Source organism: Paraburkholderia sp. PGU19 (assembly GCF_013426915.1).
In the GTDB taxonomy this organism is placed as follows: domain Bacteria; phylum Pseudomonadota; class Gammaproteobacteria; order Burkholderiales; family Burkholderiaceae; genus Paraburkholderia.
Map to the genome: position 1 here is coordinate 3,335,214 of NZ_AP023179.1, position 20,026 is coordinate 3,355,239.

18 protein-coding genes, 1 tRNA gene and 3 pseudogenes are annotated in these 20,026 nt (G+C 62.4%); 13 read left to right on the top strand and 9 right to left on the bottom strand.

Annotated features, from left to right (window positions below; all coding sequences use genetic code 11):
* Positions 1–76: 76 nt before the first annotated feature.
* On the top strand, positions 77–1,444 hold the full coding sequence (ffh, locus tag H1204_RS15135) for a signal recognition particle protein (RefSeq protein WP_091780145.1): 1,368 nt from the start codon (positions 77–79) through the stop codon (positions 1,442–1,444).
* 154 nt (positions 1,445–1,598) lie between these two features.
* Positions 1,599–2,150 (top strand): hypoxanthine-guanine phosphoribosyltransferase, encoded by a 552-nt coding sequence (locus H1204_RS15140; RefSeq protein ID WP_036002518.1) that lies wholly within the window; start codon positions 1,599–1,601, stop codon positions 2,148–2,150.
* A 68-nt stretch (positions 2,151–2,218) separates the two neighbouring features.
* On the opposite strand, the gene H1204_RS15145 is transcribed toward H1204_RS15140, so the two are convergent.
* Both H1204_RS15145 and H1204_RS15150 read right to left on the bottom strand, forming a co-directional pair.
* Positions 2,219–2,824: a MarC family protein gene (locus tag H1204_RS15145; protein ID WP_180728953.1), complete on the bottom strand. Its 606-nt coding sequence runs from the start codon at positions 2,822–2,824 to the stop codon at positions 2,219–2,221.
* Between the two features lie 12 nt (positions 2,825–2,836).
* Positions 2,837–4,573, bottom strand: coding sequence for a proline--tRNA ligase (locus H1204_RS15150; protein ID WP_180728954.1), 1,737 nt, complete (start codon positions 4,571–4,573; stop codon positions 2,837–2,839).
* A gap of 290 nt (positions 4,574–4,863) precedes the next feature.
* Between H1204_RS15150 and H1204_RS15155 the strand changes: the two are divergent.
* Positions 4,864–5,561, top strand: a pseudogene (locus H1204_RS15155) (RNA pyrophosphohydrolase).
* Positions 5,562–5,636: 75 nt separating this feature from the next.
* Entirely contained in the window at positions 5,637–6,221 is a 585-nt protein-coding gene (locus tag H1204_RS15160) for a CNP1-like family protein (RefSeq protein ID WP_243468519.1), read from the top strand.
* Positions 6,222–6,338: 117 nt separating this feature from the next.
* Here the strand turns inward: H1204_RS15160 and proB are convergent, their stop codons facing one another.
* The 4 genes from proB to rplU form a co-directional block, all read right to left on the bottom strand.
* Positions 6,339–7,457 (bottom strand): glutamate 5-kinase, encoded by a 1,119-nt coding sequence (proB, locus tag H1204_RS15165; RefSeq protein ID WP_180728955.1) that lies wholly within the window; start codon positions 7,455–7,457, stop codon positions 6,339–6,341.
* 72 nt (positions 7,458–7,529) lie between these two features.
* Complete coding sequence (gene cgtA / locus H1204_RS15170) at positions 7,530–8,645, bottom strand: Obg family GTPase CgtA (protein ID WP_180728956.1); 1,116 nt, start codon at positions 8,643–8,645, stop codon at positions 7,530–7,532.
* A 221-nt stretch (positions 8,646–8,866) separates the two neighbouring features.
* The gene (gene rpmA, locus H1204_RS15175; RefSeq protein ID WP_007747163.1) at positions 8,867–9,130 is read right to left on the bottom strand and encodes a 50S ribosomal protein L27; all 264 of its coding nucleotides are present in this window, start codon (positions 9,128–9,130) and stop codon (positions 8,867–8,869) included.
* A gap of 24 nt (positions 9,131–9,154) precedes the next feature.
* Positions 9,155–9,466 (bottom strand): 50S ribosomal protein L21, encoded by a 312-nt coding sequence (gene rplU, locus H1204_RS15180; RefSeq protein ID WP_007747161.1) that lies wholly within the window; start codon positions 9,464–9,466, stop codon positions 9,155–9,157.
* A gap of 238 nt (positions 9,467–9,704) precedes the next feature.
* Here rplU and H1204_RS15185 point away from each other — a divergent pair, with 238 nt between their 5' ends.
* From H1204_RS15185 to H1204_RS15225, 9 genes and pseudogenes are all read left to right on the top strand, one after another.
* Complete coding sequence (locus tag H1204_RS15185; RefSeq protein WP_180728957.1) at positions 9,705–10,697, top strand: polyprenyl synthetase family protein; 993 nt, start codon at positions 9,705–9,707, stop codon at positions 10,695–10,697.
* A gap of 52 nt (positions 10,698–10,749) precedes the next feature.
* Positions 10,750–10,826, top strand: a tRNA-Pro gene (locus H1204_RS15190).
* Between the two features lie 182 nt (positions 10,827–11,008).
* A complete protein-coding gene (locus tag H1204_RS15195) occupies positions 11,009–12,313 on the top strand; it encodes an HlyC/CorC family transporter (RefSeq protein WP_180728958.1) in 1,305 nt (434 codons plus the stop codon).
* 108 nt (positions 12,314–12,421) lie between these two features.
* Positions 12,422–13,675 (top strand): ATPase, T2SS/T4P/T4SS family, encoded by a 1,254-nt coding sequence (locus H1204_RS15200; protein ID WP_180728959.1) that lies wholly within the window; start codon positions 12,422–12,424, stop codon positions 13,673–13,675.
* Between the two features lie 36 nt (positions 13,676–13,711).
* Positions 13,712–14,539 (top strand): annotated as a pseudogene (locus tag H1204_RS15205) (type II secretion system F family protein); the annotation flags it as partial.
* 31 nt (positions 14,540–14,570) lie between these two features.
* Positions 14,571–15,500, top strand: a complete 930-nt coding sequence (locus H1204_RS15210) for an A24 family peptidase (RefSeq protein ID WP_180728960.1) — start codon at positions 14,571–14,573, stop codon at positions 15,498–15,500.
* A gap of 3 nt (positions 15,501–15,503) precedes the next feature.
* A pseudogene (gene coaE, locus H1204_RS15215) lies at positions 15,504–16,105 on the top strand (dephospho-CoA kinase).
* A gap of 195 nt (positions 16,106–16,300) precedes the next feature.
* Complete coding sequence (gene zapD, locus H1204_RS15220) at positions 16,301–17,056, top strand: cell division protein ZapD (RefSeq protein WP_007747120.1); 756 nt, start codon at positions 16,301–16,303, stop codon at positions 17,054–17,056.
* Positions 17,057–17,115: 59 nt separating this feature from the next.
* Positions 17,116–17,310, top strand: a complete 195-nt coding sequence (locus H1204_RS15225; RefSeq protein WP_054929038.1) for a DNA gyrase inhibitor YacG — start codon at positions 17,116–17,118, stop codon at positions 17,308–17,310.
* A gap of 75 nt (positions 17,311–17,385) precedes the next feature.
* On the opposite strand, the gene H1204_RS15230 is transcribed toward H1204_RS15225, so the two are convergent.
* Genes H1204_RS15230 through argJ form a run of 3 tightly spaced genes read right to left on the bottom strand, consistent with a single transcriptional unit; the run spans position 17,386 to position 19,945 of the window.
* Positions 17,386–17,820 (bottom strand): NUDIX domain-containing protein, encoded by a 435-nt coding sequence (locus H1204_RS15230; protein WP_180728961.1) that lies wholly within the window; start codon positions 17,818–17,820, stop codon positions 17,386–17,388.
* On the bottom strand, positions 17,817–18,686 hold the full coding sequence (locus H1204_RS15235; protein ID WP_180728962.1) for an ATP-binding protein: 870 nt from the start codon (positions 18,684–18,686) through the stop codon (positions 17,817–17,819). The genes H1204_RS15230 and H1204_RS15235 overlap by 4 nt, the downstream gene beginning before the upstream one ends.
* A gap of 17 nt (positions 18,687–18,703) precedes the next feature.
* Positions 18,704–19,945, bottom strand: a complete 1,242-nt coding sequence (gene argJ / locus H1204_RS15240; protein ID WP_180728963.1) for a bifunctional glutamate N-acetyltransferase/amino-acid acetyltransferase ArgJ — start codon at positions 19,943–19,945, stop codon at positions 18,704–18,706.
* Positions 19,946–20,026 lie beyond the last annotated feature (81 nt).

The following is a 20,026-nucleotide window of genomic DNA, read 5'->3' on the forward strand; positions in this document are numbered from 1 at the left end:
GAAGTTTACACCAGGCCCTCCAAAGTCCGCCGCTGTCGCGCGGTGACGGAGCCGGCCGCACTGCTCATCGCCCCCCATGCTCGACAACCTCACTCAACGGATGGCGCGCGTCGTCAAGACGCTGCGCGGCGAAGCCCGGCTCACCGAGGCGAATACCCAGGAGATGCTGCGCGAAGTGCGCCTCGCACTCCTCGAAGCGGACGTGGCGCTGCCCGTCGTGCGCGACTTCATCGCGAAGGTGAAGGAGAAGGCGCTCGGCGAGGAAGTGATCGCCAGCCTGTCGCCGGGTCAGGCGCTGGTCGGCGTCGTGCAGCGCGAGCTGACGGCCGTGATCGGCGGCGACTACGAAGGCAAGGCCGCCGAACTGGATCTCGCCGTCACGCCGCCCGCCATTATCCTGATGGCCGGCCTGCAGGGCGCCGGTAAAACCACCACGGTCGGCAAGCTCGCGAAGCTGCTGCGCGAGAAGTACAAGAAGAAAGTGCTGACGGTGTCGTGCGACGTGTATCGCCCCGCCGCTATCGCGCAGTTGAAGACGGTGACCGAACAGGTCGGCGCCGATTTCTTCCCGTCGCAACCGGACCAGAAGCCCGTCGATATCGCGCGTGCCGCCGTCGACTGGGCGAAGCGCCACTATCACGACGTTCTGCTCGTCGACACGGCCGGCCGTCTCGGCATCGACGAAGCGATGATGAACGAGATCACCGCGCTGCATAAGGAACTGAATCCGGCCGAAACGCTGTTCGTCGTCGACGCCATGCTCGGTCAGGATGCCGTGAACACCGCGAAGGCGTTCAACGACGCGCTGCCGCTCACGGGTGTCGTGCTGACCAAGCTCGACGGCGACTCGCGCGGTGGCGCGGCGCTGTCCGTGCGTCACGTGACGGGCAAGCCGATCAAGTTCGTCGGCGTCGCGGAAAAGCTCGACGGCCTCGAAATCTTCTACCCGGATCGCATGGCGAACCGGATTCTCGGCATGGGCGACATTCTCGCGCTCGTCGAGGAAGCACAGCGCGGCGTCGATGTGCAGGCCGCGCAGAAGCTCGCCGACAAGGTCAAGAAAGGCGGCGATTTCGATCTGAACGATTTTCGCGCGCAGCTTTCGCAGATGAAGAAGATGGGCGGTCTGTCGTCGCTGATGGACAAGCTGCCCGCGCAGTTCCAGCAGGCCGCGTCGAATGCCGACATGGGCCAGGCCGAAAAGCAGATGCGCCGCATGGAAGGCATCATCAACTCGATGACCGCGCAGGAGCGCGCCAAGCCCGATCTGATCAAGGCGACGCGCAAGCGCCGCATCGCCGCGGGTGCGGGCGTGCAGGTGCAGGAAGTCAACCGCTTGCTGAATCAGTACGACCAGATGCGCACCATGATGAAAAAGCTCAAGGGCGGCAATCTGCAGAAGATGATGCGCGGCATGAAGGGCATGTTGCCGGGCATGCGCTGATCCTTGCCGGCCGTTGTGCGCTCGCCGGCAAATGCGAGCGCGCGGCGGCCACCACGGCCCGGCGCGTATGCCGAACCAAGGCGCGGGTATATGCTGTAGCGCGCAGGGTCGTTGTCTTTCACACTATGTATACAGTTACCGCCCGTCAGACGTCATGAATCGCGAAGAAGCTCTCCACATTTTCAGTCACTCCGAAGAAATCGTTTCGGCCAGCGACGTCAACGCCTCCATCAGCCACATGGCCGACGCGATCCGCGCCGAAATGGCCGAAGACTTTCCGCTCGTGCTGTCGGTGATGGGCGGCGCGGCGGTGTTCACAGGCATGTTGCTGCCGCACCTCGATTTCCCGCTCGAATTCGACTACATCCACCTCACCCGCTATCGCAACGCGATCAAGGGCAGCGCCGAGATGCAATGGCGCGTCGCACCTTCGGGTTCGGTGAAGGACCGCGTCGTGCTCGTGCTCGACGACATCCTCGATGAAGGCGAGACGATGGCCGCGATCCGCGACCGCATCATGGATATGGGCGCCAAGCGCTTCATGAGCGCGGTGTTGTGCGAGAAGATCCTTCAGAAGGCGAAGCCGCTGCACCCGGATTTCTGCGGTTTCGAAGTGCCGGACCGCTATGTGTTCGGCTGCGGGATGGATGCGAAGGGCTACTGGCGCAATCTGCCGACAATCCGCGCGCTGACGGAAGGCGCCTGACGCTTCCTCACGCCGCAGATAAAAAAAGCGACCTCTCAGGGTCGCTTTTTTGTTCCTTCGATCAACCGCTATTTGTCGAGCTGATGCACGAAAGTGCGGATACCGCCGAGCATCATCTCCACTGAAATCGCGACGAGCACGAGACCCATCAACCGCTCGAACGCCATCACCGTGCGCTCGCCGAGCCATTGCTGAATGCGCTCCGCGAGCACCAGCACGATCGCGCAGACGATCATCGTCACCGTCAGCGCCGCCATCCACTCCAGCATCTTGTTCGGCGCCTGCGACGTCAGCAGCATCACCGTCGCCAGCGCCGACGGACCGGCGAGCGCGGGAATCGCGAGCGGCACGATCATCGGCTCGGCGGCGCGCGTGTCCGCGCCAAACGGGCCGTCGGGATGCGGAAAGATCATCCGCAGCGCGATCAGGAACAGCACGATCCCGCCGCCGATGCGCAAAGACAGATCCGTCAGGCTCATCATCCGAAGAAAGCGGTCGCCGACGAGCATGAAGACCAGCAGGATCACGAACGCGATGGCGACTTCGCGCAGAATCACGCGGATGCGCCGGTGAGGCGCAACACCCCGCAGGCAGTTGATGAAGAGCGGGATGTTGCCGAGTGGATCAGTGATGAGAATCAGCAGGATGGTCGCGGACAGGAAGTTGTACTCCACCGTCCGCTCCCGTCAGCGCGCGAGCGCTGCGTTGATCTTGTCGATCACGGCCTGCGCCGCGCCTTCGACGGGCAACAGCGTCGCTTCCGCGTCGCGGCGCCCCTGATACTCGATCTTGCCGTCCTTCAGGCCACGGTCGCCGATCACCAGACGATGCGGCACGCCGATCAGTTCCCAGTCCGCGAACATCACGCCCGGACGCTCGCCGCGATCGTCGAGAATCACGTCGATGCCCGCTGCCGTCAGCTCGTCGTGCAGCTTGTCAGCCTGCTCGCGCACGGCGTCGCTGCGGTCGTAGCCCATGGGGCACAGCACGACTTCGAACGGCGCGATCGATTCCGGCCAGATGATGCCCTTGTCGTCGAAGTTCTGCTCGATCGCCGCGCCGAGAATACGCGTGACACCGATGCCGTAGCAGCCCATCTGCATCGGCTGCGGTTTGCCGGATTCGTCGAGGCACGTCGCGTTCATCGCTTCCGAATACTTGGTGCCAAGCTGGAACACGTGGCCGACTTCGATGCCGCGGCAGATGTCGATCACGCCCTTGCCGTCCGGCGACGGATCGCCCTTCTTCACGTTGCGGATGTCCGCGACGACGGGTTCGGGCAGATCGCGGCCCCAGTTGACGCCTGTGGTGTGGAAATCGACTTCGTTCGTGCCGACCACGAAATCGCTCATGTTCGCGACCGTGCGGTCCGCGATCACCTTGATCGGCTTCTTGGTGTTCATCGGCCCGAGGTAGCCCGGCGGCGTGCCGAACCACGCGACGATTTCTTCTTCCGTCGCGAAGCGGAACTCGGCGAGACCAGGCAGCTTGTTGACCTTGATCTCGTTCAGATCATGGTCGCCGCGCAGCATCAGCAGCCAGATGGTCGGCTCGGCGCTTTCGTTTTCGGTGGCGAGGATGATCGACTTGATGGTCTTTTCGAGCGGAATGTCGAGATATTCGGCGACGGCTTCGCACTTGGCCTTGCCCGGTGTCGGCGTCTTCTTGAGTTCTTCCTTCGGCGCGGCGCGTTCCGCGATCAGCGGCAACGCTTCAGCCGCTTCGACGTTGGACGCGAAGTCCGACGTCGGGCAGTAAGCGATGTCGTCTTCGCCCGTATCGGCGATCACGTGGAATTCGTGCGAGCCGCTGCCGCCGATCGAGCCGTTGTCCGCCGCGACCGCGCGGAAATCGAGACCGAGGCGCGTGAAAATGCGCACATAAGCGTCGTACATCTTGCGATACGACTCTTTCAGGCCGTCCGCGTCCTTATCGAACGAATACGCGTCCTTCATGATGAATTCACGGCCGCGCATCACGCCGAAACGCGGACGGATTTCGTCGCGGAACTTCGTCTGGATCTGATAGAAGTTCACGGGCAACTGACGGTAGCTCTTGATCTGGTTGCGCGCGATATCCGTCACGACTTCTTCGTGCGTCGGTCCAATCACGAAGTCAGTCTGCTTGCGATCCTTGAAGCGCAGCAGTTCGGGACCATATTTTTCCCAGCGGCCCGATTCCTGCCACAGCTCCGCCGGCTGCACAGCCGGCATCAGCAGTTCGATCCCGCCTGCCCGGTTCATTTCCTCGCGCACGATCGCTTCTACCTTGCGGATCGAGCGCAGGCCAATTGGCAGATAGTTGTAGATGCCGCCAGCGACGCGCCGGATCATGCCGGCACGCACCATGAGCTTGTGACTGACGATTTCCGCGTCGGCGGGCGCTTCCTTCAGGGTGCCAATAAAGAATCGGGAGGCTTTCATTCAGAATTTTCCAAAAGCGGCGGACCAAAGGGGCCGCCCGAAAGGGTAAGACGATGAGTTCGCGCGCCTGAGCGCCTGGTCATACCGGCGCACGCTTGTGACAGGCCGAACAGCGATTGTCGCATGCGCGGGCACTTGTCCGACGACGCGCCAAAAGCGCCGGAAAGCGGCTTTCGAGGCTCCGGACGAGGCTTGTTGCGGGCAATCGCGCCAATCTGGTGCGAGGCGGTGCGTCGGACCCGTTATCTGTTTATAATCAAAGCAATTTTAAAGGATTCGAAGGTGGTTGTATGCTGGATCGTGAAGGCTTTCGCCCGAACGTCGGCATCATCCTCTTGAACGCTCACAACGAGGTGTTTTGGGGCAAGCGTCTGCGTGAACATTCCTGGCAGTTTCCGCAAGGGGCATCAAGTATGGTGAGACCCCCGTGCAGGCGATGTTCAGGGAATTGCACGAAGAAACCGGCCTGCTTCCGGAGCACGTCAAGGTTATCGGTCGCACGCGTGACTGGTTGCGTTATGAGGTGCCTGACAAGTTCATCAAGCGTGAGGTCCGCGGCCATTACCGCGGCCAGAAGCAGATCTGGTTCCTGCTCCGGATGGTTGGACGCGATTGCGACATTTGTTTGCGCGCGACCGATCACCCTGAGTTCGATGCCTGGCGCTGGAACGAGTACTGGGTACCGCTCGACTGTGTGATCGAGTTCAAGCGGGATGTGTATCAGCTGGCGTTAACGGAATTGTCCCGTTTCCTGCGGCGTCCTGCGCCGCGCACGGAACGGCCCGGTGGACATCATCACGGGCAACGCTATCCACGGATGGCGTCGTCGGTGAATGCGCCGCCCGGGGCGTCGATGGAGTCCGCAGCGTCCGTGACGACCGTCACGACGTCATTTGTAGTCGAGACTACGCTGCGTGCGACAATCGGGTCTGACTGTTCGTCGACGGAAGATCCTGCAGCCGTTCAGGCACCGGGTCTGCGCGACTGACGCTAAGCGGCTGTCCACGCCGCATCTGCCGGTGCGGCGTGTGACACGCTGCGCCGGCGTTTCGAGGAAATCACATTGAAAGTATTTGCTTTCGCCGCGGCGTGTGTCGCCGCGGGCGTTCTGCTGGCTGGCTGTTCGAGCACCAAGAATTCCACGCCGACTGACGCTTCCAAGTCCGATGGACCCAAGAGCGACTTTCAGTATCTGTTCGACCGGCCGTCGACGTGGACCGAAAAGAAAGTCGATACGCTCCCGGCCATGCCGCAGCCTGGCGATCTGCTGCCGTTCAACGTTTCGCAGAACACACCGCTGCAGTTCGCGCTCGATGCAAAATCGCTGACGGTCGACAGCGACGGCGTGATTCGCTACACGGTGGTGGTCACGAGCCCGAGTGGCGCGCGCAACGTGAACTACGAAGGGATTCGCTGCGAGGACTACTCGTGGAAGCTATATGCGGGACTCAACGCCGATCACGACGGCTGGGACCGTACGGTCGAAAACGACTGGTCGCGGATCGAAAACGGCGATCTGAACGCGTATCACGCGGCGCTTTATCAGGATTACTTCTGCACGAGCAAGCTGCCCGTCGGCAAGGCGGACGCGATTCTGAACAATATCAGGTACAAGCGCGTGAACAGCACGTTGATTCGCGGAGGCTGATACAACGGTCTATCATCCGCCCGCGGAAGGCTCCGCGGCTCGATGCCGACGCAACAAAAAGCCGTTCCATCTTGTGATGGAACGGCTTTTTTTGTGGCCTCGCGGAGGGGAGCACTTCTAGATGAGCACCAGATTGTCCCGATGGATGAGTTCGGGCTCGAGCATGTAACCCAACACCGATTCGATCTCGCCGCTCGGACGACGCTGGATCAGCTTCGTCTCCGCGCTGCTGTAGTTCGTCAGCCCGCGCGCGACTTCGCGCCCCGACGGGCTCAGACACGCGATCACCTCGCCGCGCGCGAACGCGCCCTGCACACCGACCACGCCGATCGGCAGCAGACTCTTGCCGCCTTCCGTGAGCTTTTCGACGGCGCCGTCGTCGATCACCACATGCCCGCGCACCTGAAGATGGTCCGCCATCCACTGCTTGCGCGCGGCCATGCGAGCTGTGCGCGCGATCAACTGCGTACCGATCGCCTCGCCCGATGCGAGGCGGGCGAGCACATCCGCCTCACGGCCGCTTGCGATCACCGTGTTCGCGCCGCTATGAGCCGCGCGCTTCGCTGCGAGAATTTTCGTCAACATGCCGCCACGGCCGATGCTCGAACCCGCGCCGCCCGCCATGGCCTCGAGTTCAGGCAAACCGGCATCGGCCTGCTGGACGAGCGTCGCGCTCGGATCCTTGCGCGGGTCCGCGGTGAAGAGACCTTGCTGGTCGGTCAGGATGATCAGCGCATCGCCTTCGATCAGATTTGCGACCAGCGCACCGAGCGTATCGTTGTCACCGAACTTGATTTCGTCGGTGACGACGGTGTCGTTTTCATTGATGATCGGCACCACGCCCAGGCGCAGCAACGTCAGCAGCGTGGAGCGCGCGTTCAGATAGCGTTCGCGATCGGCCAGGTCCGCGTGCGTCAGCAGGATTTGCGCGGTGCGAATGGAATGCTCGGCGAATCGGCTTTCATAGACCTGCGCCAGCCCCATCTGACCAACGGCCGCGGCTGCCTGCAGTTCGTCGATTTCACGCGGACGCCTGGTCCAGCCAAGGCGCTGCATGCCCTCGGCGATTGCACCCGAACTGACGAGCACGACCTCCTTGCCCTGCTCGCGCAGCGCGGCAATCTGCGCGGCCCAGCGGCCAATCGCCGCGTGATCGAGCCCGCGCCCGTCGTTCGTGACGAGGCTCGAACCGACTTTCACCACCAATCGCCTGGAATCTGCGATAACGGAACGCATTGTGCGCGGTCTCCAAGATGATTCGTAAGGCCGGCGCATGCTGGGAGTGCGCCGGATCCAGGGTACGGCTGCTTACTCCTGCGGCTCGACGGGTGTTCCCGCGGCACCGCCCGCTTGCCCCTCGCGGAAGCGCACGTCAGCGGCCAGATCTTCGGCTTCCGCCTCGCGGTGCGCATCCGAATGCTCGGAGATGTAGTCGTACACCGCGTAGCAGAGGTTTTCGCAGCCTTGGCCCGTGAGCGCCGAGATTTCGAAGACCGGGCCATCCCATTCGAAGTCCTTCAGGAATTTGGCCACGCGTATTTCGCGCTCGTCTTCAGGAACCATGTCGAGCTTGTTCAGCACGAGCCAGCGAGGCTTGCCGAACAGCTCTTCGTCGTACTTGCGCAGCTCGTTGACGATAGCCCTCGCTTCCGCGACGGGATCGACAGCTTCGTCGAACGGCGCGAGATCGACGATATGCAGCAGCAGCCCCGTGCGCTGCAAGTGCCGCAGGAACTGATGACCGAGGCCTGCGCCCTCCGCAGCGCCTTCGATCAGTCCGGGAATGTCGGCGATCACGAAGCTGCGGCTCGGCCCGACGCGCACGACGCCGAGATTCGGCGCGAGCGTCGTGAACGGATAATCGGCGATTTTCGGCTTCGCGTTCGACACCGACGAGATAAACGTCGACTTGCCCGCGTTGGGCATGCCCAGCAAACCGACGTCGGCCAGCACCTTCAATTCGAGGCGCACCATGCGGCGCTCGCCCGGCTTGCCTTCTGTCTTCTGGCGCGGCGCGCGATTCGTACTGGACTTGAAGTGCAGGTTGCCGAGACCGCCCGAGCCGCCCTGCGCGATCTGCACAGTCTGGTTGTGCTCGGTAAGGTCGGCGATCAGCTCGCCCGTATCCATATCCGTAATGATCGTGCCGACGGGCATGCGCAACGTAATGTCGTCGCCGCCCTTGCCGTAGCAATCCGAGCCACGGCCGTTTTCGCCGTTGCGCGCCTGATGCTTTTTCGCGTACCGGTAGTCGATCAGCGTGTTGATGTTGCGGTCTGCGACTGCAAAGACGCTGCCGCCGCGGCCGCCGTCGCCACCGTCCGGACCGCCGAACGGGACGAATTTCTCGCGGCGCATCGACGCGCTGCCATCTCCTCCGTCGCCGGCGATGACTTCAATCCTCGCTTCGTCAATGAACTTCATGCGTTACTCCGTCCCGTAGGTATTGCTATTTTGCCGCGCGTGACGCGCGCGCACCATTGGCCAAACGGCCAGTTTGAGTCTGATTCTTGTCCCATCGCGACAACGAGATGCCGCGACGGCGCCGGGTCCGCGAACAGAAGTCCGAAAAGCCCGCAAACAAAAAGGCCCCGCAAACTTCGCGGGGCCTTTTTTCCGGTCCTGAAGCCCGTGCCTGACTAAGCTCAGACAGCAGCCGGGACGACGTTGACCAGATGCTTCTTGCCGGCGCCCTTCGTCGTGAACTTGACGTGGCCGTCCGTCAGCGCGAACAAGGTGTGGTCCTTGCCGATGCCGACGTTTTCACCCGGGTGCATACGCGTGCCGCGTTGACGCACGATGATGCCGCCAGCCAGGATCGCCTGACCGCCGTACACTTTCACGCCAAGTCGTTTCGACTCGGAGTCGCGGCCGTTCCGGGACGATCCGCCTGCCTTTTTGTGTGCCATTTGTTAGCTCCTTGCCCGATGCGCTTACGCGTTGATCGCGTCGATGCGCAGTTCGGTGTAGTTCTGGCGGTGGCCGCCATGCTTCTGGTAGTGCTTCCGGCGGCGCATCTTGAAGATGGTCACTTTCTTGTGACGACCTTGAGACACGACGGTAGCTTTGACGGAAGCCCCACTGACCAGCGGCGTACCGAACTTAATCGATTCGCCTTCGCCCACTGCGAGAACCTGGTCGAGCGTGATTTCAGCGTCAATGTCTGCCGGTATCTGTTCTACTTTAAGTTTTTCGCCGACAGCAACTTTATACTGCTTGCCGCCGGTTTTTATGACCGCGTACATTGAAAACCTCACTCTGGATTCATTTTCCCCACGCACCACGCGCGGAAACCCTCGATTATACATAGAGTTAGCTGCACGGTCAAAATCAGTTGACAACGGCCGCGTCCACCCGTCCCGTGCGCGACAAATGCAGGCGATCCATCCGCAAACGGGTCAAAACGGCCATGAACAAATGGTGTCCGGCGCGGAATTGCCGCAGTTCGCCTTATAATTCGCGGCACTACCCGAATTCGCCACCATGTCGTCAACCGCCACCCCCACCCCCAACGCAGCAAATCTGCTCGCTCCGATCGCCGAAGACATGCAGCAGGTGAATCGCGTCATCCGGCACCGTCTGGCGTCCGAGGTGATGCTGATCAACCAGATCTCCGAGTACATCATCAGTGCCGGAGGCAAGCGCCTGCGGCCCGCGCTGCTGTTGCTCGTGGCAGGCGCGCTCGGCGACAGGACGGGGTATCGGCACGAACTGGCGGCCGTCGTCGAGTTCATTCATACGGCCACGCTGCTGCACGACGACGTCGTCGACGAATCCGATCTACGCCGTGGCCGTCAGACGGCGAATGCGCTGTTCGGCAACGCGGCGAGCGTGCTGGTCGGCGACTTTCTGTATTCCCGCTCGTTCCAGATGATGGTCGGCGTGGGCAAGATGCGCGTGATGGAGATTCTTTCGGAAGCGACCAACATCATTTCCGAAGGCGAAGTGCTGCAGTTGTTGAACATGCACGACGCCGACGTCGACGAAGCGCGCTATATGCAGGTGATCCGCTACAAGACAGCGAAGCTGTTCGAGGCGGCGGCCCAGTTGGGCGCCGTGCTGGCGGGCGCAGACGCGACCATTGAAGCGGCTGCAGCGGAATTCGGCCGGCGTATCGGCACGGCATTCCAGATCATGGACGACTGGCTCGACTACACGGGCACGCCGGAATCGATGGGCAAGAACGCTGGCGACGACCTGCGTGAAGGCAAGCCGACGCTGCCGCTCATCTATCTGATCGAACGCGGCACGCCCGAGCAGGCGGCGCTTGCGCGCGAGGCAATCGAGCAAGGCGGCACGGATCGCTTCGACGAAATTTTCGAGGCCATCACACGTTCCGGCGCGCTGGATCACACACTCGAATGCGCGAAGCAGGAAGCGCAGGCCGCAGCCGCAGCAATTTCTTCGTTTCCCGATTCCATTTACAAAGAAAGCCTGCTAGAATTATGTTCTTACTCGACGACGAGGCAGTCTTAAATAAGACTGAAACGCCGGATTAGTCCGGATCGAGTGAAACGCAGTACCAAATCGGGGTGTAGCTTAGCCTGGTAGAGCGCTACGTTCGGGACGTAGAGGCCGGAGGTTCGAATCCTCTCACCCCGACCAGATTTTGAAAAAACCGCGCATTGCGCGGTTTTTTTTCGTCTGTCGTACGGACAAAGGGCAATGGCGTACTGCCCCGCGTTGAAAGGCCGCGCGAGATTTCAAGCTGCCCGTTCGCCCACTGAGGGCTCCCAGCCCCTCTGCTATATTCTCCCCATCCCTTCCCCTTCTCTTATTCACGTCGCGTGGAACAACTTCCCTTATGGGCGCAAATTGGCGCCGTCGTCCTGCTTCTCATTTGCTCCAGCTTCTTCTCCATTACCGAGACAGCGATGATGGCGATCAACCGCCATCGCCTGAAACATCTCGCGACCAAGGGCGCGCTCGGCGCGAAGACCACCCAAGGCCTGCTCGCGCGCACCGATGAACTGCTGAGCGCCGTCCTCATCGGCAACAACCTGTTCAACACGATCATCCCCGTGCTGACAACGTCGATCGCGTTGCACACATTCGGCAGCAATAACGTCGTGCTGTCGATTGCGACGGGTATCGTCGCGTTTCTCATCATCGTGTTCGCCGAAATCACGCCGAAGATCGTGGGCGCGACGTTCCCGGAAAAGATCGCGCTTCCCGCCAGCCTGCTGATCGCGCCGCTCATGCGCGTGTCGAAGCCGCTGATCTGGTTCGTGAATCTGTTCGCGAACGCCATCCTGCGCGTGCTGCATATCAATACCAAGGGCGCGCACGACCAGCGGCTGTCGACGGAAGAACTGCGCACCATCGTGCTCGAGTCCGGCAGTTTCATGCCGACCAAGCACCGCAGCATTCTGCTGAACCTTTTCGACCTCGAAAACATCACAGTCGACGACGTGATGATCCCGCGCCGCCGCATCGAAGCCCTCGACTTCGACGCACCATTCGAGCAGATCATGCATCAGCTCGAAACCTGCTATCACAACAAGCTGATCGTCTATCAGGGCGATTTCGACCGCGTGCTCGGCGTGCTCCACGTGCGCAAGACGCTGTCCGCGCTGCACAACCAGGAGCTGGAACGCGACACGCTGCGCGAACTGCTCGCGGAGCCGTACTTCGTGCCAACGGGCACGCCCGTTTTCCAGCAACTCCAGTTCTTCCAGGAAAGCCGTCATCGCACTGCACTCGTCGTCGATGAGTACGGCGAATTGCAGGGACTCGTGACACCCGAGGACATCATCGAGGAACTGATCGGCGAATTCACGACGTCCGTGCCGCGTAGCGCCAGTTCGCGCGGCGGCTGGAACGAGGAAGGTGAATGCATCGTCGCGGGCAGCATGCCGCTGCGCGAGTTGAACCGCTGGCTGCAACTGAAGCTGCCGACGGACGGCCCGAAAACGCTGAACGGATTGATCCTGGAAGTTCTCGAAGAAATTCCCGAAGGCGATGTCTGCGTAAAGATCAACGACATCAAAATCGAAGTTCTGCGCAGCGACGATCAGGCAATCAGAACAGTTAAGGTTTTTCGCCCCGGTCCCGCGCCGGGGTCGAAGATCAAGCGGCTTGTCGGCCGCTGACCGCTCACCTCTGGCCCACACCTGGCCATTCGGCTGAATAGCGGCCCCTTGCGCGATACCGGATGATGAAGCCGTCATGTTTTACAGGCGGCTCGCAGCCGGTCTTCGATGCGCACTTCTTCCCTCTCCGCGACACCCGCGCCCAACATCGGCACGAACAGACGGGCGCTTCAACCCGCCACGCCTGATGCAGACAGCCCACCTGCCGTGCGCCTGCTCGCCGACACGCTGCACGAAGCCGCGCGCCTCAACGCATCCGATCTGCACATCGAACCGAAGGAGCACGGCTGGCGGATGCGTCTGCGCGTCGACGGTGTGTTGCACGAGCTTGGGCGTCCACCCGCGCATCTGCGCGACGCGTTCATCACACGCGTGAAAGTGCTGGCGCGCATGGATATTGCGGAACGGCGGGTGCCGCAGGACGGCCGCTTGCGCCTGCCCATCGCGGCGGGTCGCGTCGAGGACTATCGCGTGAACTCGCTGCCTACGCTGTTCGGCGAAAAACTCGTGCTGCGGTGGCTCGAAGCGCTGCCCGCCGATCTCTCGCTCGATTCGCTCGGACTCGCGCCCGGGCAGCGCGACATCGTGGACCGGTCGATCCGCTCGCCTCACGGACTCGTGCTCGTCACGGGCCCGACGGGTAGCGGCAAGACAATGTCGCTGTACTGCTTCCTGCAACTGCTGAATGCCGAGTCGCGCAATCTCTGTTCGGTCGAAGATCCAGCCGAAATCCAGCTCGCGGGCATCAACCAGGTCAGCGTGCGCGAAAAGGCCGGGTTGACGTTTGCCGTCGCGCTGCGCGCGTTCCTGCGTCAGGACCCGGACGTCATCATGGTCGGCGAAATCCGCGACGAAGAGACAGCCGACGTCGCCGTCAAGGCGGCGCAAACAGGACACCTCGTCCTGTCGACACTGCATACGAACGATGCGCCCGCAGCCATCGCGCGTCTGATCGACATCGGCGTCGAGCCCTACAACCTCGCGGCCGCGTTGCGACTCGTCACAGCGCAGCGGCTGGTGCGGCGGCTGTGTCCTGCATGCACGCGTGCTTCTTCGGAAACGTCCGCTTCGCTACGCGCAGCCGGCGTGTCCGACGATCAGATCGCCCACTGGCGCCCCTACATTCCTCACGGATGCGAAGCGTGTCATGGGATCGGCTTTCGCGGACGAATCGGCATTCATCAAACGATGCCGGTTTCGGACGCGATGCGCGAACTCATCGTCGCGCGCGCCGGTACGCATGAGATTGCGCGACAGGCACACGTCGAGCGCGTTCAGACCTTGCGCGAAGCCGCGGTAGCCCGCGCTTTCGACGGCACGACGAGCCTCGCCGAAGCCTTGAGCGCAACGGAGGTCGCATGACGGCCGTGGCCATCCAGGAACAACGCTTCGAGTGGCGCGCTATATTGCCAGTTAGTCGAGGTCGGTGAAGCCTCGGGCGCGCTGCCGACCGTCCTTGCCCGGCTCGCCGACGACCGCGAGCGCGCCGCCGCCCAGCGCGCGAAAGTGCGCGCCGCGCTCACCTATCCCGTCGCGATCCTGCTCCTCGCGCTCGCGATCACAGCCGCCCTGCTAGTGTGGGTCGTTCCGACGTTCAAACAGATCTTCGATGGTTTCGGCGCAAAGCTACCCGCGCCGACTCAACTCGTACTCGCAATGTCAGCGGCGGCTGGCCGCTGGAGCGTGCCGCTCGCCTCGCTCGTGTGCGTGCTTGTGTTCGCGATGCGTCGCGTGCTGCGCTGCTCGGAAGCGGCTCGTCTACAGTTCGCCCGCGCGACGCTGCGTCTGCCCGTCGCCGGTTCACTGCTCACCACACTGTGCGCGGCGCGCTGGAGCCGCGCGCTTGGCACGTTGCTGTCGGCAGGCACGCCGCTCGCCGACGCATTCGATTCGCTCACGCACGCAACGGGCAACGCGTGCTTCGATCGCGCGACCGTCGCGATCTCAGCGCAACTTAGACGCGGCGTGCGGCTCGCGCCCGCGATGCGTGAAGCGCAATGTTTCCCCGAAGCAATCGTGCACCCCGTCGCCATCGCTGAAGAGTCGGGCACGCTGGATACGATGCTGCTCGATGTGGCGTCGCTGAGCGATCGTCAGGTAGACGAAAAGATCGCAGGCCTCGCGAGCCTGTGCGAGCCGCTTGTGATCGTCGTGCTGGGCGGGCTGGTCGGCGGTCTGGTCGTCGCGATGTATCTTCCCATCATCCAACTTGGCAACGTGGTGTAGTAGCATCGCAGCCGAGTCCAGACAATCAATCATGCCGACCACGCTCACGTCCGTGTCAGAACCTTCCTTCAGCGGCCCGCTCGCCCGTTTCGCGGACAGCCTCGGCGCAGCCTTCGGCACGCTGCCTGCGGGTGCGCAGATCGCATTCGTGATTGCGTTCGGTCTGGTGATCGGCAGCTTCCTGAACGTCGTCGTGCACCGCTTGCCGATTATGCTCGAACGCGCATGGCGCGCCGAAGTGAGCGAAGCGACGGACCACGCGTTCGATGAAGACGGCCTGCCCGAGCGCTACAACCTCTGGTTACCGCGCAGCGCATGCCCACATTGCGGTCACGTCCTGCGCGCGTGGGAGAACGTCCCGGTGCTCAGCTATCTGCTGTTGCGCGGCCGGTGCTCGCACTGCAAGACGCGCGTGAGCTTTCGATATCCCTTGCTCGAACTGTCGAGCGCGGCGCTGGCCCTAGGCGCGCTCATCTCGTTTGGCGCAACGGGCACGGCGCTCGCTGCGTTCGCGCTATGCGCGACACTGCTGGCGATGAGCGCGATCGATATCGACACACACCTGTTGCCGGACTCGATGACCTTGCCGTTGCTCTGGGCCGGCCTCATCGTCAACTTCAATACCGTGTTCGCGAGCCTGCACGATGCCGTGATCGGCGCGATTGCAGGCTACCTGGCGCTGTGGTGTGTGCATTGGGTGTTCAAGCTCGTGCGCGGCGTCGAAGGCATGGGTTACGGCGACTTCAAGCTGCTCGCCGCGCTCGGCGCGTGGCTCGGCTGGGCCGCGCTGCCGCAGATCATTCTGATTGCCGCCGTCACGGGCGCCGTCGTCGGCCTGGTCGCGACATGGATCGGGCGCATGCGTTTCGAAGAGCCGCTGCCCTTCGGTCCGTTCCTCGCGGCAGGCGGCGCCGTGACGCTGTTCGTCGGCACGCCGCTTTACATGGCTTTGGGAGGCTGACGCATGTTTGCTGTTGGGTTGACGGGGGCATCGGCAGCGGCAAGTCCACGGTTGCCGATCTGTTCGCAAAACGCGGCGTGACGCTCGTCGATACCGACGTGATCGCGCATCGCATCACCGCGCCGCAAGGTCTCGCCATGCCGTCCATTGCGACGGAGTTCGGTCCGTCATTCGTTGCCACAGACGGCTCGCTCGATCGCGCCCGGATGCGCGCACTGGTTTTCAGCGACGAAAATGCGCGCAAACGGCTCGAAGCGATCACACATCCGTTGATCCGCGCGGAGACCGAGCGTAAGCGTCAACAGGCGCCGGGGCCTTATGTGATCGTCGTCGTGCCGTTGCTCGTCGAATCAGGTAGCTGGAAAACGCGTGTGAATCGCGTGCTGGCCGTCGATTGCAGCGTCGAGACGCAGATCGCGCGCGTCATGCGCCGCAATGCGTTCACGCGCGAGCAGGTACTCGCGATCATCGCGCGGCAGGCCACGCGCGAGGCACGCCTCGCCGCCGCCGACGACGTGATCGTCAACGACAACCGATCGCTCGAAGAACTCGACGTCGACGTCGATCAGCTTCATCGCACGTATGTTTCGCTCGCGGGTGCCTAAGCCGTGAGCGATTCTGTGCATTGTCGGTAGCGTGCGCGCATGTTGTCGGGAACAGCATCTACACGCAACGAATGCGCGTAATACCGCGCAAAAATTGACAGAAGCTCGCCAAAAAAGTGTGTGATTGCTAGGGTAGTCTCACGGCATTAGAATGTCCTGCAATTCCGTCACCGACCACGCCCGAGGCGACCCCGCTTGATCCTTTACGAGTATCCCTTCAATGAGCGAATCCGGACGCTGCTGCGCCTCGAAGATCTGTTCGAGCGCTTCACGTTCTTTCTGACTCAGGAAGATGCCAGGGAACATCACGTCGCGCTGACTACGCTGTTCGAAATCTCGGAAGTCGCGGGCCGCGCGGATCTGAAGTCCGATTTGATGAAGGAACTGGAGCGGCAGCGTCAAACGCTCGCTCCGTTTCGCGGTAATCCCGGCATCGAGCAGAACGCGCTCGAAGCCGTCCTCGGCGAAATCGAACAGACGCTCGCCGGGCTGACGCAAATGCAAGGCAAGACTGGCCAGCATCTTGCTGATAACGAGTGGCTCGCCAGCATCCGCAGCCGCGCCATCATCCCGGGCGGCACGTGCAAGTTCGATCTTCCGTCGTACTACGCGTGGCAGCAGACGCACCCCGACCAGCGTCGCCAGGATATCGCCAAGTGGGTCATGCCGCTTCTGCCGCTACGCGACGCAGCTGCCATCGTGCTGAGGCTCGCGCGCGAATCGGGGCAGGCTTCGAAAGTGATGGCCATGCAGGGCAGTTACCAGCAAATGCTGTCGGGTCGCACGTATCAGCTGATGCAGGTTCGCGTGGCACCGGAATTGCGGGTGATCCCGGAGGCCAGTGCCAACAAGTACATGTTGTGGGTGCGCTTCACGGTGCAGGACGGCGATCTGCGTCCGCGCGCGGTCGATGTCGACGTGCCGTTCCAGTTGACGCTGTGCAGTCTTTAAACTGACGCAAACGGCCTCACTTAGTTGGCTTCATTGTTTGCGATTGAACGTTTTATCGAATGGTCACTGTAGTCAAATGCCCAAGCTGCGGTAGAGATGTCCGCTGGACTCCCGAGAACCGCTTCCGTCCCTTCTGTTCCGAGCGCTGCAAGCAGATCGATCTCGGCGCGTGGGCTGCCGAAAAATACAAGATCGGCGGCACCGACGAAGAACCGCCAACCGATGACACGCCCGGCGAGCACCGCTCGCACTGAGCGGGCACATCGCGCGTCGCCATCGTCGCTAGTGATAGCGAGGCGGAAGCCGAACCAGGCGACTCCGCCTTTAGCTCACTCCTCCGCGAGCCACTCCAACACGGGAATCGTCGCGGGCAATAGCGGCGACACCTGCGCTGGCAGCGTCTGCCACGCGAACGCTTGACCCTCGCGCCCGTGCGGCTCGCCGTTCCACGACGTCACCTTGCAGAAATAGAGGCGCACGTAGGCATGCGGATAGTCGTGCTCGAGCACGTGCCAGCGGTGACTCGCCTGCACGTCGATGCCGAGTTCTTCGTGCAGTTCGCGCGCGAGCGCTGCTTCCACCGTTTCACCCGGCTCCAGCTTGCCACCCGGAAATTCCCAGTAGCCTTCATACGGTTTTCCGGCGGGCCGTTGCGCGAGCAGATAGCGGCCATCGGGCTGAACAAGCACGCCCACGGCCACTTCCGTGACGGGACGGCCGGCTTCGTTCAACTCGCCCGCGTGGCTTTGCGCTGCGTCGTTCATGCCTGTGCCCGCTTGCCGGACCAATCGCGCGCGAACTGCCACGCGACGCGCCCCGAGCGCGAACCGCGTTCCAGCGCCCAGATCAGCGCGTCACCGCGCGCCGTTTCGACGTCGGCATCGTTGCAGCCGAAGTGATGCAGCCAGTGCGCGACGATCGACAGATAGTCGTCCTGCTTGAACGGATAAAAACTGACCCACAGCCCGAAGCGCTCAGACAACGAGATCTTTTCTTCGACCACTTCGCCCGGATGAATTTCGCCGTCGGACGTGTGCTTGTACGTCTCGTTGTCGCTCATGTACTCGGGCAACAGATGGCGGCGATTCGACGTCGCGTAGATCAGCACATTGTCCGACTGCGCGGCGACCGATCCATCGAGCGCCACCTTCAGCGCCTTGTAGCCTGACTCGCCCTCTTCGAACGACAGGTCGTCGCAGAACACGATGAAGCGCTCAGGGCGCGCCGAAATCAGATCGACGATATCGCCCAGATCGTGCAGATCGTCCTTGTCGACTTCGATCAGACGCAGACCGTCCTTCGAATACGCGTTCAGGCACGCCTTGATCAGCGACGACTTGCCCGTGCCGCGCGCGCCCGTAAGCAGCACGTTGTTGGCGGGCTGCTTGCTGACGAACTGCTTCGTGTTCTGTTCGATCAGGCTTTTCTGGCGATCGATATTCTGCAGATCGTCCAGCGAAATCAGCGAGATTGCGGGAACCGGCTGCAAGTAACCGCGCCCCTGGCGCTTGCGCCAGCGGAATGCAACAGCCGAAGACCAGTCGATCTGGGGTGCAGCCGGCGGAAGCATCGCTTCGAGCCGCACCAGCACGGCTTCGGCGCGGCTCAGGAATTGTTCAAGTTTATCCATGTCGTGATCGGCGTGAATCAGGAACGATAGTCGGCGTTGATGCTCACGTAGTCATGCGACAGATCGCACGTCCAGATCGTCGCTTGCGCATCGCCACGGCCGAGCACGACGCGAATCAGGATTTCCGCCTTCTTCATCACGCGTTGCCCATCTTCTTCCTTGTACTCAGGGTTGCGCCCGCCCGCTTTCGCGACGAGCACATCATCCAGATACAGGTCGATCTTGCCGACGTCCAGGTCCGTCACACCCGCATAGCCGATCGCGGCCAGAATACGGCCGAGGTTCGGGTCCGATGCGTAGAACGCCGTCTTCACGAGCGGAGAATGGCCGATCGCGTAAGCAATCTGGCGGCACTCGGCGACACTCGATCCGCCTTCGACCTGCACCGTCATGAACTTCGTCGCGCCTTCGCCGTCGCGCACGATCAGTTGCGAGAGCGTCTGCGCCGTTTCCGTCACGGCATCGCGCAGCGCGCCATAGGCGGGCGAATCCGTCGACGTGATCGCAGGCAGGCTCGACTTGCCCGATGCGATCAGGATGAACGAGTCGTTCGTCGACGTATCGCCGTCGATCGTGACGCAGTTGAACGAGCGGTCGGCGACATGCTTGACCAGTTCGTCGAGCACCGGCTGCGCGACGTTGGCGTCGAATGCGAGAAAGCCGAGCATCGTCGCCATGTTCGGCTTGATCATGCCCGCGCCCTTGCTGATGCCCGTCATCGTGACCGTGTGGCCGTCAACCTTGACCTGGCGCGACACGGCTTTCGGCAGCGTGTCGGTGGTCATGATGGCCTGCGCGGCGTCGTACCAGTGTGCAGCCTGGCGGTTCGCCAGCGCGGCCGGCAAACCGGCTTTCAGACGATCGATAGGCAGCGGCTCCAGAATCACGCCCGTCGAGAACGGCAGCACCTGCTCGGGCGCGATACCCGCGAGGCGCGCGAGTTCGTCACACGTCTCGCGCGCGTGCGCCATGCCCGGTTCGCCCGTGCCAGCGTTCGCATTGCCCGTGTTCACAACCAGCGCGCGAATGCCCTTGCCGCCCGTTCGCACGTGCTCCAGATGCTCGCGGCACACCGTCACGGGCGCGGCGCAAAAGCGATTCAACGTGAACACGCCCGCGACCGTCGCGCCTTCGTCGACGGAAATGACGAGCACGTCCTTGCGGTTCGGCTTGCGGATATTCGCCTCTGCCCAGCCTAGCGTGACGCCGGCGACGGGATGGAGTTGAGCGGGATCGATCGAGGGGAAATTGACAGCCATGTTTGCGACCTGTCGAGACTGAAATGCCGGCGGACGCCGGCATTGGGGATCAAAAGTGATGGCGCCAGATGGACCTGCGCC